Genomic DNA, 17,142 nt, shown 5'->3' with positions numbered 1-17,142 from the left:
CGTCCCGGCGTTCCCGTCGGGAGTGAACAGATGGATCACAGCGGGCACGGCATGAACATGGACCTGCCGCCGTTCACGCTGGGACGCGGCCTCCACTTCTCCGCGGACCCGTTCTTCCTGATCGGCTGTGTCCTGGCGGTGCTGCTGTACGGGTACGGCGTGCTGCGGCTGCGGCGGCGCGGGGACGCGTGGCCGGTGGGACGCACGGTCGTGTTCGTCACCGGTGTGCTGACGATCGCGCTGGTGATGTGCACCCGGCTCAACGACTACGGCATGGTCATGTTCAGCGTGCACATGGTGCAGCACATGGTGATCAGCATGCTGTCGCCGATCCTGCTGCTGCTGGGCGCGCCGGTGACGCTCGCGCTGCGCGCGCTGCCGGTCGCGCCGCGCGGCACGAAGGGACCGCGCGAGTTGCTGCTGATGCTGCTGCACAGCCGGTACATGAAGATCGTCACGCATCCGGCGTTCACGATCCCGCTGTTCATCGCCAGCCTCTACGGCCTGTACTTCACGCCCCTCTTCGACTACCTGATGGGGTCCACGACCGGGCACCTCGTGATGATGGTGCACTTCCTGGCGGTCGGCCTGTTCTTCTTCTGGCCGATCATGGGCGTCGACCCGGGGCCGCACCGTCCCGGCTATGTGATGCGGATGCTGGAACTGTTCGCCGGAATGCCGTTCCACGCGTTCTTCGGGATCGCGCTCATGATGGCCTCCACGCCGATGGTGGAGGTGTACAAGGACCCGCCGGGCTCGCTCGGCATCGAGGCGCTGTCCGACCAGAGCGCGGCCGGTGGCATCGCGTGGGCGTTCAGCGAGATCCCCTCGGTGGTGGTCCTGGTGGCCCTGGTGTTCCAGTGGTACCGCTCGGAACAGCGGACGGCGAAGCGCTCGGACCGGGCCGCGGACCGCGACGGGGACCAGGAGCTCCAGGCGTACAACGCGTATCTCGCCTCGCTGCAGGCGCGCGGACAGTAGCGGCGGACCCTCCTTTCGGGTGACGATGGCCTTTACGGCCGCGCGGCCGATGAGGAGGGTGCGCGCATGTCCGGATCCACGAAGACGATGGGAATGCTCACCGCAGGCGCCCTGGTGGCGGTGACCGCGTACACGGTGGCCCTGGGGAGCAACGGCTGGCTCTGGTTCGGCTGGGTGATCCTGGGGCTGATCACGATCGGCATGGCGGCCACCCGGGAGACGTGAGGCGGTCCAGCTCCGCGCCGATCGCCTCCCGCAGCGCGGTGTGCCGCGCCCCGAGCGCATGACGCCCGTCGCGCCACCGCTCGGCCGGGTACAGCCACACGGGCCTGCCCACCAGCTCCGGCGGCTCCCAGTCGTACCGGGGCCACACGTGCGCGTGCAGGAACGGATCGGTGTTCCCGAGGATCTCCAGGTTGACCCGCCGGAAGGCGGGGTCCAGCCGCCGGCAGACACGCTCGACGGCCTCGCCGAGGGCGTCCATGCCGGCCAGGAACGCCTGCCGCCGGGCGCGTGGGAGCTCCGACAACCGCTGTACGGCGGGATCGTCCACCAGCAGCACCGAGTATCCCGGCAGGAACTGAGCGTCCCCGATCACCGCGAACCCCGCCTCCAGCCTCCGGAGCACAGTGGGATTCCCGCCCCGGAGCGCGGCGCCGATCCGGTCCTGTCGCCAGTCGTCCGTCATGGGCGACGAATGTACCGGCGGCTGTGGACGTTCCGAGGGCCCCGAGGGTGATGGAGCGCTCCCACGCGGTGCTCCGGGCGCTCGGGGTCGGCGGTCCCGGTGGCGTTACGCGAAGGTGAACCGGTGCATACGGTGACGGGCCGCAACCGGTTCCGGCCGGGGCGCGCGGTCGGCCCGGGGCCATCTGGGACACCTTGCCGTTGCGGCGTACACCTACCGGCCCGGCGGCGGCGATGCGAACGGCGCAAACGCTCCGGGCGGCAGTCGCGGCTGCCGCATCTCTCGTCACTCCCCGTCGGTTTCGACGCACGGGTCGCTGTCGTCGCGAAGCTGGCACACCCCTTGCACATTGCCGCTGTCCTGGTGGTTCGCCGCCGGCCCGGTACACCGTGGAGCCCGTCACCGCACCGGAACCGCACCTCACCCCGAGTGACCGAAGAGAGACGCGCCCCGCCGCATCCGCGGCCCCGCGCATGCGATTGCGAACGTCTCCGCGGGGGCGGCGGGACGCCTCCCCGGGCTCGGCCACCGGCGGTCCCCCGGTCGCCAACTCCGCTTCACGGGCGGTCCGTTCGAGGTGTGGTCGCGTTCACACGGCCGTAAGCCAGTTGCGCTTTAACTCTTGACAGGTGCCTGTCGCCACGCCACCTTGGGAGCGCTCCCACAATCAAGACTTGCACACTCCACCCCTCCCCCTTCTCCCCCAACGCCGTTGAGCCGCAAGGGCGTCACCCGGCAGAGGAAGGCGTTTGTCATGAGCAAGGTGAAGCGTTGTAGGCCCCGCCGCTCCCCGGGGCTCCCGGCCCTCGCGGTCGGCGCACTCGCCCTGGCCACCGGCCTGGCGGGCGGGCCGGCCTCGGCCGCGCCGCAGGACACACTGCACGACCTCGCCGCGGCCCAGGGCAAGTACTTCGGCTCCGCCACCGACAACCCCGAGCTCCCCGACGCGGCCTACGCGGCGAAGCTGGGCAGCGAGTTCGGGCAGATCACCCCCGGCAACTCCATGAAGTGGGACACCACCGAACCGGCCCGGGGCCAGTTCAACTTCGCCAAGGGCGATGTGATCACCGACTTCGCCCAGGAGCACGGCCAGACCGTGCGCGGCCACACCCTGGTCTGGCACAGCCAGCTGCCCGGCTGGGTGGGCTCACTGCCCGCCGCCCAGGTGGAGACGGCGATGACCGACCACATCACCGCGGAGGCCACCCACTACCGCGGCGAGGTGGCCGCGTGGGACGTGGTGAACGAGCCGTTCAACGAGGACGGGACCTTCCGCACCAGCCCGTTCTACAACGCGATGGGCAAGGACTACATCGCCAAGGCCCTGCGCGCGGCGCACGCCGCCGACCCGGACGCCAAGCTCTACATCAACGACTACAACGTCGAGGGCAAGGGCGCGAAGAGCGACGCGATGTACAACCTCGTGAGCGACCTGCTCGACGAGGGCGTGCCGCTCGACGGGGTCGGCATGCAGGCGCATCTGGCCATCCAGTACGGCTTCCCGTACCAGATGCAGGCCAACATGCAGCGGTTCGCCGATCTGGGCCTGGACGTCGCCGTCACCGAACTTGACGTGCGCATGCAGCTTCCGGCGGACGCCGCCAAGCTCGCCACCCAGTCCTCCTACTACGCGCAGGTGGTCGACGCCTGCCTCGCCGTGGAGCGCTGCGTCGGCATCACGGTCTGGGACTACACGGACAAGTACTCCTGGGTGCCGAGCACCTTCCCGGGCGAGGGTGCGGCCAACCTGTACGACGACAACCTCGCCCCCAAGCCCGCGTACGCCGCCGTGCGCACCGCCCTGGGCGACGAGGACGGCGGGGGTGACGACGGCGGCACGCCGGGCACGCTGAAGGCCCTGTACCGCGCCAACGACACCTCGGCCGGTGACAACCAGATCAAGCCCGGCCTCCAACTCGTGAACACCGGCACCACCCCGGTCAGCCTCCCCGCAGTGACCGTCCGCTACTGGTTCTCCGGCGACAACGGCGCTACCACGTACGGCAGTTGGTGTGACTGGTCCCCCATCGGCTGCTCCACCATCACGCACCGGGTGGCCGCCGCGAGCACCCCGAGGGCCGGCGCCGACCACTACCTGGAAGTCGGCTTCACGAGCGGCGCCCTCGCCCCTGGCGCGTCGACCGGCGAGATGCAACTGCGCCTCAGCAAGACGGACTGGTCGAACTTCAACGAGTCGGACGACTACAGCCACGGCACCGGCGCCTCGTACGCCGACGCCTCGAAGGTCACCGTCTACGTCGGCGGCCAACTCGTCTGGGGCATCGAGCCCTGACCCCGGGGGCCCCGCTCAGGCCCCCGCACCCCCTCGCACTCCCCCTCGCGCAACCGCCGCACCCCGTCCCCACCGCTTCCCCTCCTCCCCTCCCCCTCGACGACACCCGCCACTGGAGGATTTGTGTCGATATCACGTAGAACGTTCAGCAGCGCCCTCGGCGGCAGCGTGCTGGCCCTCGGTCTGGCCCAGGGCACTGCGATCGCCGGGCCCGCCTCGGCACGGACCGGTACCGGAGCCCGTACGGCCGCCGCCGGAGACGACCCGTACACGCAGGCGTTCCTCACCCAGTACGGCAAGCTCAAGGACGCCGCGAACGGCTACTTCAGCCCGGACGGTCTCCCGTACCACTCGGTCGAGACCCTGATGGTGGAGGCGCCGGACCACGGCCACCAGACGACATCGGAGGCCGTCAGCTTCTGGATGTGGCTGGAGGCGGCGTACGGCAGGGTGACCGGTGACTGGGCGCCGTTCAACGCGGCCTGGGCGGTGGCGGAGAAGACGATCATCCCGCAGCACGCCGACCAGTCCACCAGCGACTCGTACAATCCCTCGGCGCCCGCGACCTACGCCCCCGAGCACCCGCTGCCCAGCGGCTACCCCTCCGCGCTGGACGGCACGGTGCCGGTGGGCACCGACCCCCTGTCGGCCGAACTCGCCTCGTCCTACGGGACGATGGACGTCTACGGCATGCACTGGCTGATGGACCTCGACAACGTCTACGGCTACGGCAACAAGCCGGGCACCGGGGGCGAGGCCGGGCCGGGGGCCGGTGCCTCCTTCATCAACACCTACCAGCGCGGTGCGCAGGAATCGGTCTGGGAGACCGTCCCGCAGCCGACCACCGACCTCTTCAAGTACGGCGGCGCGAACGGGTATCTCGACCTGTTCGTCAAGGACTCCAGCTACGCCAAGCAGTGGAAGTACACCAACGCGCCGGACGCCGACGCCCGCGCGGTGCAGGCGGCCTACTGGGCGTACCGCTGGGCCTCCGAGCAGGGCAAGGAGAGCCAGGTCGCGGCGTCGGTGGCGAAGGCCGCCAAGATGGGCGACTACCTCCGCTACGCCATGTTCGACAAGTACTTCAAGCGCGTCGGGAGCTGCACCGACCCGAAGTCCTGCCCGGCCGCCTCCGGCCGCGACTCCCAGCACTACCTGCTGTCCTGGTACTACGCCTGGGGCGGGGCCGCCGCGGGCAGCGGCGGCGGCTGGGCCTGGCGGATCGGGGACGGCGCCTCGCACCAGGGCTACCAGAACCCGCTCGCCGCCTGGGCGCTGTCCAACGTGCCCTCGCTCACCCCCAAGTCGGCGACGGCCAGGTCGGACTGGTCCAAGAGCCTGACCCGGCAGCTGGAGTTCCTGACCTGGCTCCAGTCCAGCGAGGGCGCCCTCGCGGGCGGCTGCACCAACAGCTGGGAGGGCAGCTACAGCGCGCCTCCGGCCGGCACGCCCACCTTCTACGGGATGGCGTACGACTGGCAGCCGGTCTACCACGACCCGGCCAGCAACAACTGGTTCGGCTTCCAGGCGTGGGGCATGGAGCGCGTCGCCGCGTACTACTACGTGACCGGCAACGCGACCGCCGAGGCGGTGCTCTCGAAGTGGGTCGCGTGGGCGTCGAGCGAGACGACCATCGGCTCCGACGGCAGCTTCCGCTTCCCCTCCACCCTCAACTGGACCGGGCAGCCCGACACCTGGAACGCGTCCTCGCCCGGTGACAACGCCGGTCTGCACGTGTCCGTGGTGGACTACGCCAACGACGTCGGCGTGGGCGCCGCGTACGTCAAGACGCTCACCTACTACGCCGCCAAGTCGGGCGACGAGGACGCCGCGGCGCTCGCCAAGGCACTGCTGGACGCGATGGCGCTGAACGCCACGGACAAGGGCATCTCGGTGCCGGAGACCCGGCTGGACTACAACCGGTTCGACGACGAGGTGTACATCCCGTCCGGCTGGACGGGCACCATGCCCAACGGCGACCCGGTCCGCTCCGGTTCGACGTTCCTGTCCATCCGCAGCTGGTACAAGGACGACCCGGACTGGCCGAAGGTGCAGGCGTACCTGGACGGCGGGGACGCACCCGTCTTCACGTACCACCGCTTCTGGGCGCAGGCCGCGCTCGCCCTGGCCTTCGCGATCTACGCGGAGCTGCTGGTGGAGGGCGGCGGCGGTGAGCCGGGCGGTGACACCGAGCCGCCGACCGCGCCGGGCGGGGTCACGGTGACCGCGACCACCAAGGACAGCGTCTCGCTCTCCTGGACCGCGTCCACCGACAACGTCGCGGTGACCGGCTACGACGTGTACCGCAACGGTGTGCTGGCGGGCAACGCGACCGGGCGGACGTTCACCGACTCCGGGCTCGCCGCCGCCACCGAGTACACCTACGCGGTCGCGGCGCGGGACGCGGGCGGCAACACCTCGGCGCTGTCCGACGCGGTCCTCGCCAAGACGAAGTCCGGCGGCTCGACCGGCACCGGCGCGGTGAAGGTGCAGTACAAGAACTCGGACTCCTCGGCGACGGACAACCAGATCCGGCTGGGCCTCCAGGTGGTGAACACGGGCAGCGCGCCCATCGACCTGTCGACGGTGAAGGTCCGGTACTGGTTCACCGCGGACGGCGGACCGAGCACCTTCGGCACCTACTGCGACTACGCGGCGCTCGGCTCGTCCACCATCACGCACGCGGTGGTCGCGGTGTCCAGCCCGAAGACGGGAGCCGACCGCTACCTGGAGGTCGGGTTCGCCGGCGGCGCGGGCTCGCTGGCCGCCGGGGCGTCCACCGGTGAGATCCAGCTGCGGATCAACAAGAGCGACTGGTCCAACTTCAACGAAGCGAACGACTACAGCCGAGCCACCAACACCGGTTACGCGGACTCCTCGAAGGTCGGCGCCTATGTCGCCGGCGCCCTCGCCTGGGGGGTCGAGCCGTGACAGGCCGAGCCGTGACCGGCCGACCGCTGCCGGCGCCGGCCGAGTCCGGCTCCTCCACCTTCGGCACCTCGTGCTTCGCCGACGCCCCGGAGGCCGGGGCGTACGTCAACGGTGCCCTGTCCTCGGGCACCGCCCCCTGACCGGCCGCACCGCCGGTCACCCCTCACTCCCGATGGCGGGTCGAACACTCACCCCGCTGAGCCCGCCATCGGGCAGCACCCCCGATGAACCCGTCTGCGGGGAGTTTCCGCAGGCGTACGAGAGGAGCACGGAGCCGCAATGAGTACCAGAGGCACCATCAAGAACCGGCTGAGCAGGAGGCTGGCCGCAGCCTCCGCCCTGGCCATGGGCGCGGCGCTGGCGGTGGCGGTCCCGACCACCGCCGACGCGGCGGCGGCCCGGGTCGACAACCCGTACGTGGGCGCCAAGGCCTATGTGAACCCGGACTGGTCCGCCAAGGCGGCTGCCGAGCCGGGTGGTTCGGCCATTGCCAACACGCCGGCCTTCGTCTGGATGGACCGCATCGCGGCCATCGGGGGGACGCCCGGGGCGATGAGCCTGCGCGAGCACCTGGACACCGCCCTCGACCAGGGTGCGAACCTCTTCCAGGTGGTCATCTACGACCTGCCGGGGCGCGACTGTGCGGCGCTGGCCTCCAACGGTGAGCTCGGCCCCACGGAGCTCAACCGGTACAAGAGCGACTACATCGACCCGATCTCCGAGATCCTCGCCGACCCGGCGTACGCGAACCTGCGGATCGTCACCATCATCGAGCCGGACTCGCTGCCCAACATCGTCACCAACGCGGGCGGCACGGCCGGTTCGACCGACGCCTGCGCGACGATGAAGGCGAACGGCAACTACGAGAAGGGCATCGGGTACGCGCTGCACACGCTGGGCGCGATCCCGAACGTCTACAACTACGTGGACGCCGCCCACCACGGCTGGCTGGGCTGGGACAGCAACATGGTCCCGGCGGGCGTGGAGTTCAAGAAGGCCGCGACCTCCGAGGGCGCGACCGTGAACGACGTCTCCGGCTTCATCGTGAACACGGCCAACTACTCGGCCCTCAAGGAGCCGAACTTCAAGGTCACCGACTCGGTCAACGGCACCACCGTGCGCCAGTCCAAGTGGGTCGACTGGAACTACTACGTCGATGAGCTGTCGTTCGCCCAGGCGCTGCGCACCCAGCTGGTGGGCCAGGGCTTCAACTCGAACATCGGCATGCTGATCGACACCGCCCGCAACGGCTGGGGCGGCGCCGACCGGCCCACCTCGGCGGGCCCGCTGACCAGCGTGGACGACTACGTCAACGGCGGCCGCGTCGACCGGCGCATCCACGCCGGCAACTGGTGCAACCAGAGCGGTGCCGGTATCGGTGAACGTCCCACCAGCGCCCCCGAGCCCGGGATCGACGCCTATGTGTGGGCGAAGCCCCCGGGGGAGTCGGACGGCAACAGCGCCCCCGTCGACAACGACGAGGGCAAGGGCTTCGACCGGATGTGCGACCCGACCTACGAGGGCAACGGGCGCAACGGCAACAGCAAGACGGGTGCGCTGCCGAACTCGCCGCTGGCGGGTCACTGGTTCTCCGCGCAGTTCCAGGAGCTGGTACGCAACGCCTACCCGCCGATCGACGGCAGCGGCGAGAACCCCGGCGGTGGCACCGACACCCAGGCGCCGACCGCGCCGACGGGTCTGACGTCCACGGCGAAGACCAGCAGCAGCGTCTCGCTGTCCTGGTCGGCGTCGAGCGACAACAAGGCGGTGACCGGCTACGACGTGTACCGGGGCTCCACCAAGGTGGGTTCGGCCACCACCACCTCGTACACCGACACGGGTCTGTCGGCCTCGACCGCCTACAGCTACACCGTGAAGGCGAAGGACGCGGCCGGTAACGTCTCGGCGGCCTCCTCGGCCCTCTCCGTCACCACCTCCGCCGGGGGTGGCACCGGAACGGGCGCGCTGAAGGTCCAGTACAAGAACAACGACTCCTCCGCGACCGACAACCAGATCCGGTTCGGTCTGCAGCTGGTGAACACCGGCAGCACGGCGGTGGACCTGTCCACGGTGAAGCTGCGCTACTGGTTCACCCCCGAGTCCGGCTCCTCCACCTTCGGCACCTCGTGCGACTACGCGGTCCTGGGCTGCGGGAAGCTGAGCCTGGCGGTGAAGACGAACGGTTCGGCGGCCGGGGCCAGCCACTACCTGGAGGTCTCCTTCGGCAGCGGCACCCTCGCGGCCGGAGCCTCCACCGGTGAGATGCAGCTGCGGCTGAACAAGAGCGACTGGTCCAACTTCAACGAGGCGGACGACTACAGCCACGGCACGGGCACCTCGTTCGCCGACGCTTCCAAGGTCGGCGTGTACACGGCCGGTGCGCTCTCCTGGGGCACCGCGCCCTGATCAGTGACCGGACAGTCCGGTGACTCCGTCCGGCCCCGCCACCTCGTGTGGCGGGGCCGGGCTTCTTCACGCCCCGGTAGCCGGACATCTTTACGCACAAGTGAGCGACGGGTTTTTGTTATGGTCTCCGGCCGGGCCGCATCTCCCAGGTGTGCGTGAAGCCAGAACAGGACTCCGGAAGAGTGAGCACAGCATGGGCCAGGACCGCGAACGGGCGTTGATCAAGGCGGCACGAGCCGGTGACGCCGACGCCAAGGACCAACTCGTCGCGTCCTGTCTTCCGCTGCTCTACAACATCGTCGGACGCGCGCTGAACGGCCACGCGGACGTGGACGACGTCGTGCAGGAGACGGTCCTGCGCATGTTGCGCGCCCTGCCCGGCCTGCGGAATCCGGAGAGCTTCCGCTCCTGGCTGGTGGCCATCGCGATGAACGAGATACGCGGGCACTGGCGCGACCGGCAGTCCGCCGCGATCCCCGTGGAGCCCCTGGCCACCGGCCACGACCGGGTCGATCCGGCAGCGGACTTCGTGGACGTGACGATCCTGCGGCTGGGCCTGTCCGGTCAGCGCCGCCAGGTCGCCGAGGCGACCCGCTGGGTGGACGAGGACGACCGGGCGCTGCTGTCGCTGTGGTGGCTGGAGGCGGCAGGGCAGCTGACCCGCGCCGAGGTGGCCGCCGCGATGAACCTGTCGCCCGAGCACACGGCCGTCCGCGTGCAGCGGATGAAGGCCCAGCTGGACACCGCCCGTGTGGTGGTGGGGGCGCTGGCCGCGCAGCCCCGGTGCGTCCTGCTGGACGACATCCTGATCGGCTGGGACGGGGCGCCGTCGCCGCTGTGGCGCAAGCGCATCGCACGGCACGCGCGCGGCTGCACGGTCTGCTCGGGCTTCGGCTCGGGCCTGGTGCCGGCCGAGGGCCTGCTCGTGGGCCTCGCGCTCGTGCCGCTCGCGGTGGCCGGGGCGGGCCGGGACCCCCGGCTGACCGAGATCGCGGCGGCCGCCCCCCTCGGCGCGTCCGCGCGGCCCGGCCGGGCCGCGCGGCGGCGAGACCAGGCACGCCGCCGCCGGCGCAACGCGGTGGTGGCGTCCGTCCTCGCGGTGGGCGTGCTGGGGGCCGGGGGCGCCGCCGTCCATCTGTCGACGGATGACGACGGCGGCGACGAGGTCTCCGTCGCGACCGCCCCCGAGACCGACGGCTCCGTCACCGCGACCGCGTCGGCCGAGGAGTCCGCCTCCGCGACGCCGTCCGCGTCGCCCTCGCACTCCGCAGGGAGTCCCGGCCCGAGCGCCACCGGGAAGAAGGACCGGGCGAAGCCGAAGAAGACCGCGCCCGCGACCAGGCGTCCTCCGGCGACGAAGGCCCCCTCGGCGACCCGGCCGGCCCCGGCGCAGCCCGCACCGAGCCCGCCCTCGGACGCGGAACAGGTGCTGGCCCTCGTCAACACCGAGCGCGCGAAGGAGGGCTGCACGCCGGTGACCGGCAACGACGAGCTGACGACCGCGGCGCAGCGGCACTCCGAGGACATGGCCGCGCACGACTACTTCTCGCACACCTCGCAGGACGGCTCGGGCCCCGGCGAGCGGATCACGGCGGCCGGCTACCGGTGGAGCACGTACGGGGAGAACATAGCGAAGGGGCAGCGGACCCCGGCCGACGTGATGAACTCCTGGATGAACAGCCCGGGCCACCGGGCGAACATCCTGAACTGCTCGTTCAAGGAGCTGGGCGTCGGCATCCAGGACAGCCCCGGCGGCATCGTCTGGACCCAGGACTTCGGCGCGCAGATGTGAGGCCGCGGCGTCGCCCGGCGGGCGCGGGGTATACGTCTCCATCATCGACCAGCTGATTCCACCGGACCGGGGAGGGACCGTGTTCTACTACGTCCTCAAGTACGTCGTCCTCGGGCCGGTGCTGCGGCTGCTGTTCCGGCCGGTCATCGAAGGCGCGGAGCACATCCCGGACGACGGCGCCGCGATCGTCGCGGGCAACCACCTGTCGTTCTCCGACCACTTCCTGATGCCCGCGATCCTCAAGCGGCGGATCACTTTCCTGGCGAAGGCGGAGTACTTCACCGGCCCCGGTGTGAAGGGCCGGCTGACGGCGGCCTTCTTCCGCAGCGCGGGCCAGATCCCGGTGGACCGCTCGGGCAAGGAGGCGGGGCGGGCCGCGATCCGCGAGGGCATCGGGGTGCTGGAGCGGGGCGAGCTGCTGGGGATCTACCCGGAGGGCACCCGCTCGCACGACGGACGGCTCTACAAGGGCAAGGTCGGGGTGGCGGTGATGGCCATCCGGACGGGGGTGCCTGTGGTGCCGTGCGCGATGGTCGGCACCTTCGAGATCCAGCCGCCCGGCCGCCGGCTCCCCCGCCTCAAGCCCGTCACCATCCGCTTCGGCGAACCGCTGGACTTCTCGCGCTACGCGGGCCTGGAGGACGAGAAGGCGGCCGTCCGCGCGGTGACCGACGAGATCATGTACGCCGTCCTGGGGCTCTCCGGACAGGAGTACGTGGACGAGTACGCGGTGAAGGTCAAGCAGGCGGACGGGGAGGAGCAGCAGCCGGGCAGGTTCCCGAAACGGCAACGCCGACAGCGGATTCGCGAGCGGTGAACGCCCCTGGTCAGGGGGGCGGCCGGGGCCTAGCGTGCGGGACATGATCAAGGGACACGCTTGGGTGCTGGGAGCAACGGGACAGATAGGGCGGGCCGCCGTGCGCGCGCTGTCGGAGGACGGCTGGGAGGTGACGGCGGCCTCGCGCGGCGGGGGCCGTGACGAGCGGTGGGACGAGGGGGTCCGGGCGGTCGCCCTGGACCGCGACGAGGAGGGCGCCCTCGCGGCGGCGCTCGGGCCCGGATGCGACGTCCTGGTCGACATGGTGGCGTACGGGCGGCAGCACGCCCGGCAGCTGACCGGGCTCGCCGGCAGGATCGGCTCGGCGGTCGTCGTCTCCAGCGGCGCGGTGTACGAGGACGAGAAGGGCCACAGCTTCGACACGATGGGCGAACCGGGCGGGGAGCCCTGCTATCCGGTACCGGTCCCGGAGTCGCTGTCCACCGTGGCGCCGGGCGAGGACACCTACGCGACGCGCAAGATCCGGCTGGAGCGCGATCTCCTGGCGGCCGGCGACGCGCTGCCCGCCACGCTGCTGCGGGCGGGTGCGGTGCACGGCCCGTACTGCCGTTCGCCGCGTGAGCTGTACTTCGTCAAGCGGGCGCTGGACGGCCGGACCCGGCGTGTGCTCGCGTACGGCGGGGCGTCCCGCTTCCACCCGGTCCACGCGGCGAACGTGGCCGAGCTGATCCGGCTGGCCGCAGCCCGGCCCGGATCCCGGGTGCTCAACGCCGCCGATCCGCAGGCGCCGACGGTCGCGGAGATCGGCGAGGCGGTGGACGCGGTGCTGGGGCGGAGCACGGAGACGGTGCTGATGCCCGGCGACCCGACTCCGGAGGGCGTCGGCTCGACGCCGTGGAGCGCGCCGCACCCCATCGTGTACGACATGTCGGAGGCCGAGCGGGAACTCGGCTACCGGCCGGTGACGGGGTACGCCGAGTCGCTGCCGGAGACCGTCGAGTGGATCGCCGGGCAGCTGGCCGGACGGGACTGGCGGGAGGCGTACCCGGCGATGCTGCGGTCGTACGGCGCGGGCCTGTTCGACTACGCGGCGGAGGACGCCTGGCTGGCGGAGCACGACCGGAAGGGGTGAGGCCGGGCGGGGTCAGCCCGCCTCCACCGGGTCCATCGACATCAGCCCGCGCAGGCCGTTCTCCAGGACCTCCGGGCCGGTGTCCCCGAACATGGCGAGCTGGGCGATGAACCCCTGGGCCGTCGCGATCAGGGCCCGGGCGACATGCTCGTCGGGCACGTCCGCCCGGAGCACCCCGGCCTCCCGGTACAGCCCGACCAGCTCCGTCCAGGCGCTGCGCAGCCCGCCGAACGCCTCGGTGAGGGTGGCCGCCAGCCGCTCGCTGCGCAGCGTCTCGGACCACACCTGGATGATCAGCCCCGCGTAGGCCCGGGGTTCGAGCCCCCGCCCCGATTCGAGCCCATCGGTGAACAGGCTCCGCGAGACCCGGCCGATCAGGACGTCCGGGGTGGGGACGGGGGTGTCCCGGGCCGCCCCCTCGAAGGCCCGGCGCACGCCGTTGACGGCCTCGGTCGCGATGGCCGCGATCAGGTCCTCCTTGCCGCCGAAGTAGCGGTACACGGCGCCCGCCGACAGACCCGCCTCCTTCAGCACGTCCTGCATCGAGGTGCCGTGGAAGCCGTCACGGGCGAAGCAGCGCGCGGCGCCGTCCAGGATCTGTCTGCGGCGGGCGTCGAGGTGCGCCTGGGATACACGGGCCATGCCGCCAACCTAAAACGAACATTCATTCTTGACAACCGAGGACAGCCGGGGCGACAGTGGCCGTGTCTTATAAAACGAACGATCCTTCTCTTTGAGGGTCCGTTCTCCCCGAATCGAGGCCCGTCCCATGCCCCTCACCCCGAACCGCCGCCTGGCGGTGGTGGTCCTGCTGGTGCCGCTGGTGGTGACCCTCGCCCTGTGGGCCTTCGCCTGGCCCGCCGCCCGGACCGCACCGCGCGACCTGCCGGTCGGGATCGCCGGTGCCGCACCGGCCGCCGACCGGCTCCAGCAGCGGTTCGAGGAGCGCGACGGGGCCTTCGAGGTGCACCGCTACGAATCCGAGGCCGCGGCCCGGGACGCGATCGAGGACCGGACCGTCTACGGCGCGGTCGTCGTGACCGCCAAGGGCCCCGAGCTGCTGACGGCGAGCGCCGGCAGCACGGTGGTCGCCCAGCTGCTGCGCGAGGCGGTGACCGCCGGAGCACCGGCCGGATCCGAGGTGCCGGTGACCGATGTGGTGGCCGCACCCGCCGCCGACCCCCGGGGCGCCGTCCTCGGTTCGAGCATCCTGCCGCTGGCCATCGCGGGCGTCGCCGCCGGCGCGGCCGTGACCGTACTGAGGCTGCGCGGAGCTCGGGCGGCGGTCGCACTGTTCGGCGTGGCCGTCGGGGTGGGGCTCCTGGCCACCGTCGTGACGGACAGCTGGCTCGGCGCCCTCACCGGCGACTGGTGGAGCGAGGCCGGGACCATCGCCCTGACCGTGCTCGCCATCGGCGCACCGGTCGCGGGCCTGGCCGCCCTGCTCGGGACTCCGGGCATCGGCATCGGCGCCCTGCTCATGGTGCTGCTGGGCAACCCCTTCTCCGGAGTGACCAGCGCACCCGAACTGCTCCCCCGCCCGATCGCCGTGATCGGTCAGCTGCTGCCGCCGGGGGCGGGCGGGTCCGCGCTGCGCTCGGTGGCGTTCTTCGACGGGGCGGCGGCGGCCGTGCCCGCGCTGACGCTCGGAGTGTGGGCGGTGCTGGGGCTGGGCGCGGTGCTCGTCGGCGGGCGGCGCGGGACGGCCGCGGGCACCACGCGGCCGGAGCCCGTGCGGGAGCCCGCGCTGACCGGCTGACCGCGTCCACGGCACAGCAGTGCGCCCCCGTCCCTGCGGACGGGGGCGCACTGCCGCGTACGGGGGTCAGTCCTCGCGTCCGTGGTGGCCGCGGTGCTCCGCCGCGATACCGAAGCGCTGCCGTTCGCCGGCAGCGGACGCGGCGGAGCCGATCGAGGAGACCGAGCTGATCACCTGCTCCTGCTCCGCCGCCTCCTCCTTCTCCAGTCGTTCGAGGTCAGCGGCCGATACGAGGGCGACGAGCGGTTTGCCGTGCCGCGTGACGACCACGCGCTCACCGCCGTAGACGACGCGGTTGATCAGTTCGGCGAGTTCAGCCCGGGCTTGCGTCACCGGAATCTCGTAGGCCATGCTCCCATCATAACCTTCTGTACGTCCTGTACATTTTTTACGGAAGCGTGCGCGGGCGCCCCGCTGCGCCCGCGCGACCGGAGGAGAGGCACAGCCGTGTACCGTCCCGCCGCCCGTCACGTACTGCCCGAGTTCACCGAGCGCACCGCCCAGGGGTCCCGGACCCTCGACCCGTACTCCAAGCTGCTCGCCGAGCGCGTCGTCTTCCTCGGCACGACCCTGGACGAGACCGCCGCCAACGACCTGGTGGCCCAGCTGATGCATCTGGAGCACGACGCGCCGGACCGGCCCGTCTCGCTGTACATCAACTCGCCGGGCGGCTCGTTCGGCGCGATGACGACCCTGTACGACACGATGAACTTCCTCTCCTGCGAGGTGGAGACCTACTGCCTGGGCCGGGCGGGGGCCGGGGCGGCGGTGCTGCTGGCCGCGGGCGCCCCGGGCCGGCGGCACGTGCTCCCCGGCGCCAAGGTGGTCGTCAGCCAGCCCGCGCTGGACGAGCCGCTCCGGGGCCAGCCGTCCGACCTGGAGATCGAGGCGCGCGAACTGGCCCGGATGCGCGCGACGATGACCGGCATGCTGGCCCGGCACACGGGGCGCTCCGCCGAGCAGGTCACCGAGGACACCGAGCGCGACCTCGTCCTCGACGCGGAGGGGGCCCTGGCGTACGGGCTGGTGGACCACATCGTGCGGAGGCGGGTCCCGGAGCCGCCGCGCTCCGGGTGGTGAACCGGCGATGCAGCCACCGGAGTTCCCGCCGCTGCCCGCCCTGACCCGGGCCGAGTCCGCGTTCATCGACCACTATCTGCGTGTGGTCGACCAGGTGGGCCGGATCAACCCGGCGCACGGTGACGACACGTATGCGGCCCTGCGCGCCGCCCAGGCGCTCGCCTCGCACGCGGCGGCCTTACGGGACGCGCTCGCGCTGATGCACCGGCGCGGCGAAACCCGCATCCACAGCTCCACGTTGACCCGCGCACTGCGGGAGCTGGACGGCGAGCGGCGGGCGGCCCGGGTCGCCCTGCCGCCCGCCCCACCGGACTGAGACCCGCAGGTCACCGACACGCCCGAGGGGCGCGCGGGATTTCCTCGCTCGTTCGGCGTAGGCGTTCGCTCTCACGAGCGACGGGCCGATTTGCCTTTTCCTGATGCGCGTGGGGCGGATTCCTTCGCGACACCGCTGGTACGGCCGTGGCCGGGGGCGGCCGGCGGACCGCCGTACGGGTTTGCGTCCACCTGAACGGGCCATCCGCGACGGTCTTCACCGATGGCTGTTCCGGCTCGGAAATCCGGCTCCGGGTGAGTCAAGATCCGTGGGACGACAAGCCCCCGCCACCGCGGCGGGGCGGTCCGGGCGGACGCCGAGTCCTGCCGCCGCCCGGATGACTGGTCGACAGGAGTGGATCGGCAGGAGTGGAGGACCCGAGCACTACGGGACCGCCGGATCTCCGGTTGTCCCTCGGGGTGAAGCCGCCTCACGCGGCCGGGCAACTTCGCCAGCCCGAACCCGACAGGTCATCCTTCACAGGCGGCTGACGAAGGGTTGCGCATGAGTGCGCAGGTTCATGTCCCGTCTCTGCTCGCCCGGGCCACCACGGCCTCGGTCCTGACTCTGGCCGCCGTCGGCGGCACGCTGTGCGTCCCAGGAGCCGCGCCCGAGGCGCAGGCGGCCGGCCACGCGATGAAGGCCCTGAAGATCGCCGCGTCGAAGAAGGGGGCGCCCTACCGCTGGGGCGCCACCGGACCCGGCAGCTTCGACTGTTCCGGGCTGACGCTCTATTCGTTCGAGAAGGCCGGCAGAAAACTCCCCCGGACGGCCCAGCAGCAGTACAACAGGACCAGGCACATCTCGGCGTCCAAGCGCCAACGAGGTGACCTGGTCTTCTTCCATTCCGGGCGCAGCGTCTACCACGTGGGCATCTACGCCGGCAGCGGGAAGATCTGGCACTCGCCGAAGACCGGCGCCGTGGTCCGCCTGGAGAAGATCTGGACCCGGAGCGTCCTCTACGGCCGGGTCGCCTGACCCGGCCG

The 17,142-nt window shown here is 71.5% G+C and carries 16 protein-coding genes and 1 riboswitch; of the genes, 13 read left to right on the top strand and 3 right to left on the bottom strand.

Annotated features, from left to right (window positions below):
- Window positions 1–30: 30 nt before the first annotated feature.
- The gene (locus ACFZAT_RS22775) at window positions 31–981 is read left to right on the top strand and encodes a cytochrome c oxidase assembly protein (RefSeq protein ID WP_391266343.1); all 951 of its coding nucleotides are present in this window, start codon (window positions 31–33) and stop codon (window positions 979–981) included.
- 66 nt (window positions 982–1,047) lie between these two features.
- Window positions 1,048–1,206 (top strand): hypothetical protein, encoded by a 159-nt coding sequence (locus ACFZAT_RS22770; RefSeq protein WP_185992839.1) that lies wholly within the window; start codon window positions 1,048–1,050, stop codon window positions 1,204–1,206.
- On the opposite strand, the gene ACFZAT_RS22765 is transcribed toward ACFZAT_RS22770, so the two are convergent.
- Window positions 1,172–1,669, bottom strand: a complete 498-nt coding sequence (locus ACFZAT_RS22765) for an HIT family protein (protein ID WP_391266340.1) — start codon at window positions 1,667–1,669, stop codon at window positions 1,172–1,174. The genes ACFZAT_RS22770 and ACFZAT_RS22765 overlap by 35 nt on opposite strands.
- Before the next feature lie 754 nt (window positions 1,670–2,423).
- Here ACFZAT_RS22765 and ACFZAT_RS22760 point away from each other — a divergent pair.
- From ACFZAT_RS22760 to ACFZAT_RS22730, 7 genes are all read left to right on the top strand, one after another.
- Window positions 2,424–3,962 carry an endo-1,4-beta-xylanase gene (locus tag ACFZAT_RS22760; protein WP_391266338.1) on the top strand — a complete coding sequence of 513 codons (1,539 nt, stop codon included), beginning with the start codon at window positions 2,424–2,426 and terminating at the stop codon, window positions 3,960–3,962.
- Window positions 3,963–4,130: 168 nt separating this feature from the next.
- On the top strand, window positions 4,131–6,893 hold the full coding sequence (locus ACFZAT_RS22755) for a glycoside hydrolase family 48 protein (protein ID WP_391266616.1): 2,763 nt from the start codon (window positions 4,131–4,133) through the stop codon (window positions 6,891–6,893).
- An 11-nt stretch (window positions 6,894–6,904) separates the two neighbouring features.
- Window positions 6,905–7,033 carry a hypothetical protein gene (locus tag ACFZAT_RS22750; RefSeq protein WP_391266335.1) on the top strand — a complete coding sequence of 43 codons (129 nt, stop codon included), beginning with the start codon at window positions 6,905–6,907 and terminating at the stop codon, window positions 7,031–7,033.
- Between the two features lie 139 nt (window positions 7,034–7,172).
- Window positions 7,173–9,299 carry a glycoside hydrolase family 6 protein gene (locus ACFZAT_RS22745; protein ID WP_391266334.1) on the top strand — a complete coding sequence of 709 codons (2,127 nt, stop codon included), beginning with the start codon at window positions 7,173–7,175 and terminating at the stop codon, window positions 9,297–9,299.
- Window positions 9,300–9,492: 193 nt separating this feature from the next.
- Complete coding sequence (locus ACFZAT_RS22740; RefSeq protein ID WP_391266331.1) at window positions 9,493–11,091, top strand: sigma-70 family RNA polymerase sigma factor; 1,599 nt, start codon at window positions 9,493–9,495, stop codon at window positions 11,089–11,091.
- Between the two features lie 79 nt (window positions 11,092–11,170).
- A complete protein-coding gene (locus ACFZAT_RS22735; RefSeq protein WP_391266329.1) occupies window positions 11,171–11,908 on the top strand; it encodes a 1-acyl-sn-glycerol-3-phosphate acyltransferase in 738 nt (245 codons plus the stop codon).
- 43 nt (window positions 11,909–11,951) lie between these two features.
- The gene (locus ACFZAT_RS22730) at window positions 11,952–13,001 is read left to right on the top strand and encodes an NAD-dependent epimerase/dehydratase family protein (RefSeq protein ID WP_391266327.1); all 1,050 of its coding nucleotides are present in this window, start codon (window positions 11,952–11,954) and stop codon (window positions 12,999–13,001) included.
- A 12-nt stretch (window positions 13,002–13,013) separates the two neighbouring features.
- Here the strand turns inward: ACFZAT_RS22730 and ACFZAT_RS22725 are convergent, their stop codons facing one another.
- Window positions 13,014–13,643 (bottom strand): TetR family transcriptional regulator, encoded by a 630-nt coding sequence (locus ACFZAT_RS22725; protein ID WP_391266324.1) that lies wholly within the window; start codon window positions 13,641–13,643, stop codon window positions 13,014–13,016.
- 127 nt (window positions 13,644–13,770) lie between these two features.
- Here ACFZAT_RS22725 and ACFZAT_RS22720 point away from each other — a divergent pair, with 127 nt between their 5' ends.
- A complete protein-coding gene (locus tag ACFZAT_RS22720; protein ID WP_391266322.1) occupies window positions 13,771–14,760 on the top strand; it encodes an ABC transporter permease in 990 nt (329 codons plus the stop codon).
- A gap of 66 nt (window positions 14,761–14,826) precedes the next feature.
- On the opposite strand, the gene ACFZAT_RS22715 is transcribed toward ACFZAT_RS22720, so the two are convergent.
- A complete protein-coding gene (locus ACFZAT_RS22715) occupies window positions 14,827–15,111 on the bottom strand; it encodes a type II toxin-antitoxin system prevent-host-death family antitoxin (protein WP_391266319.1) in 285 nt (94 codons plus the stop codon).
- A gap of 96 nt (window positions 15,112–15,207) precedes the next feature.
- Here ACFZAT_RS22715 and ACFZAT_RS22710 point away from each other — a divergent pair, with 96 nt between their 5' ends.
- The 3 genes from ACFZAT_RS22710 (at window position 15,208) to ACFZAT_RS22700 (ending at window position 17,134) form a co-directional block, all read left to right on the top strand.
- Window positions 15,208–15,840 carry an ATP-dependent Clp protease proteolytic subunit gene (locus tag ACFZAT_RS22710; protein ID WP_391266316.1) on the top strand — a complete coding sequence of 211 codons (633 nt, stop codon included), beginning with the start codon at window positions 15,208–15,210 and terminating at the stop codon, window positions 15,838–15,840.
- A gap of 7 nt (window positions 15,841–15,847) precedes the next feature.
- Window positions 15,848–16,156: a hypothetical protein gene (locus ACFZAT_RS22705; RefSeq protein ID WP_391266314.1), complete on the top strand. Its 309-nt coding sequence runs from the start codon at window positions 15,848–15,850 to the stop codon at window positions 16,154–16,156.
- Between the two features lie 304 nt (window positions 16,157–16,460).
- Window positions 16,461–16,657: riboswitch (cyclic di-AMP (ydaO/yuaA leader) on the top strand.
- A gap of 3 nt (window positions 16,658–16,660) precedes the next feature.
- Window positions 16,661–17,134, top strand: a complete 474-nt coding sequence (locus ACFZAT_RS22700) for an NlpC/P60 family protein (protein WP_391266312.1) — start codon at window positions 16,661–16,663, stop codon at window positions 17,132–17,134.
- Window positions 17,135–17,142: the final 8 nt, after the last annotated feature.

This window comes from Streptomyces sp. NPDC008163 (genome assembly GCF_042956885.1).
In the GTDB taxonomy this organism is placed as follows: Bacteria; Actinomycetota; Actinomycetes; order Streptomycetales; family Streptomycetaceae; genus Streptomyces; species Streptomyces drozdowiczii_A.
This window is presented reverse-complemented; position numbering and strand designations above follow the sequence as displayed.

Coding starts and splice junctions, on each gene's coding strand:
- ACFZAT_RS22775 (WP_391266343.1), top strand. CDS start 31: ATGGATCACAGCGGGCACGGCATGAACATGGACCTGCCGCCGTTCACG.
- ACFZAT_RS22770 (WP_185992839.1), top strand. CDS start 1,048: ATGTCCGGATCCACGAAGACGATGGGAATGCTCACCGCAGGCGCCCTG.
- ACFZAT_RS22765 (WP_391266340.1), bottom strand. CDS start 1,669: ATGACGGACGACTGGCGACAGGACCGGATCGGCGCCGCGCTCCGGGGC.
- ACFZAT_RS22760 (WP_391266338.1), top strand. CDS start 2,424: ATGAGCAAGGTGAAGCGTTGTAGGCCCCGCCGCTCCCCGGGGCTCCCG.
- ACFZAT_RS22745 (WP_391266334.1), top strand. CDS start 7,173: ATGAGTACCAGAGGCACCATCAAGAACCGGCTGAGCAGGAGGCTGGCC.
- ACFZAT_RS22740 (WP_391266331.1), top strand. CDS start 9,493: ATGGGCCAGGACCGCGAACGGGCGTTGATCAAGGCGGCACGAGCCGGT.
- ACFZAT_RS22730 (WP_391266327.1), top strand. CDS start 11,952: ATGATCAAGGGACACGCTTGGGTGCTGGGAGCAACGGGACAGATAGGG.
- ACFZAT_RS22725 (WP_391266324.1), bottom strand. CDS start 13,643: ATGGCCCGTGTATCCCAGGCGCACCTCGACGCCCGCCGCAGACAGATC.
- ACFZAT_RS22720 (WP_391266322.1), top strand. CDS start 13,771: ATGCCCCTCACCCCGAACCGCCGCCTGGCGGTGGTGGTCCTGCTGGTG.
- ACFZAT_RS22715 (WP_391266319.1), bottom strand. CDS start 15,111: ATGGCCTACGAGATTCCGGTGACGCAAGCCCGGGCTGAACTCGCCGAA.
- ACFZAT_RS22705 (WP_391266314.1), top strand. CDS start 15,848: ATGCAGCCACCGGAGTTCCCGCCGCTGCCCGCCCTGACCCGGGCCGAG.
- ACFZAT_RS22700 (WP_391266312.1), top strand. CDS start 16,661: ATGAGTGCGCAGGTTCATGTCCCGTCTCTGCTCGCCCGGGCCACCACG.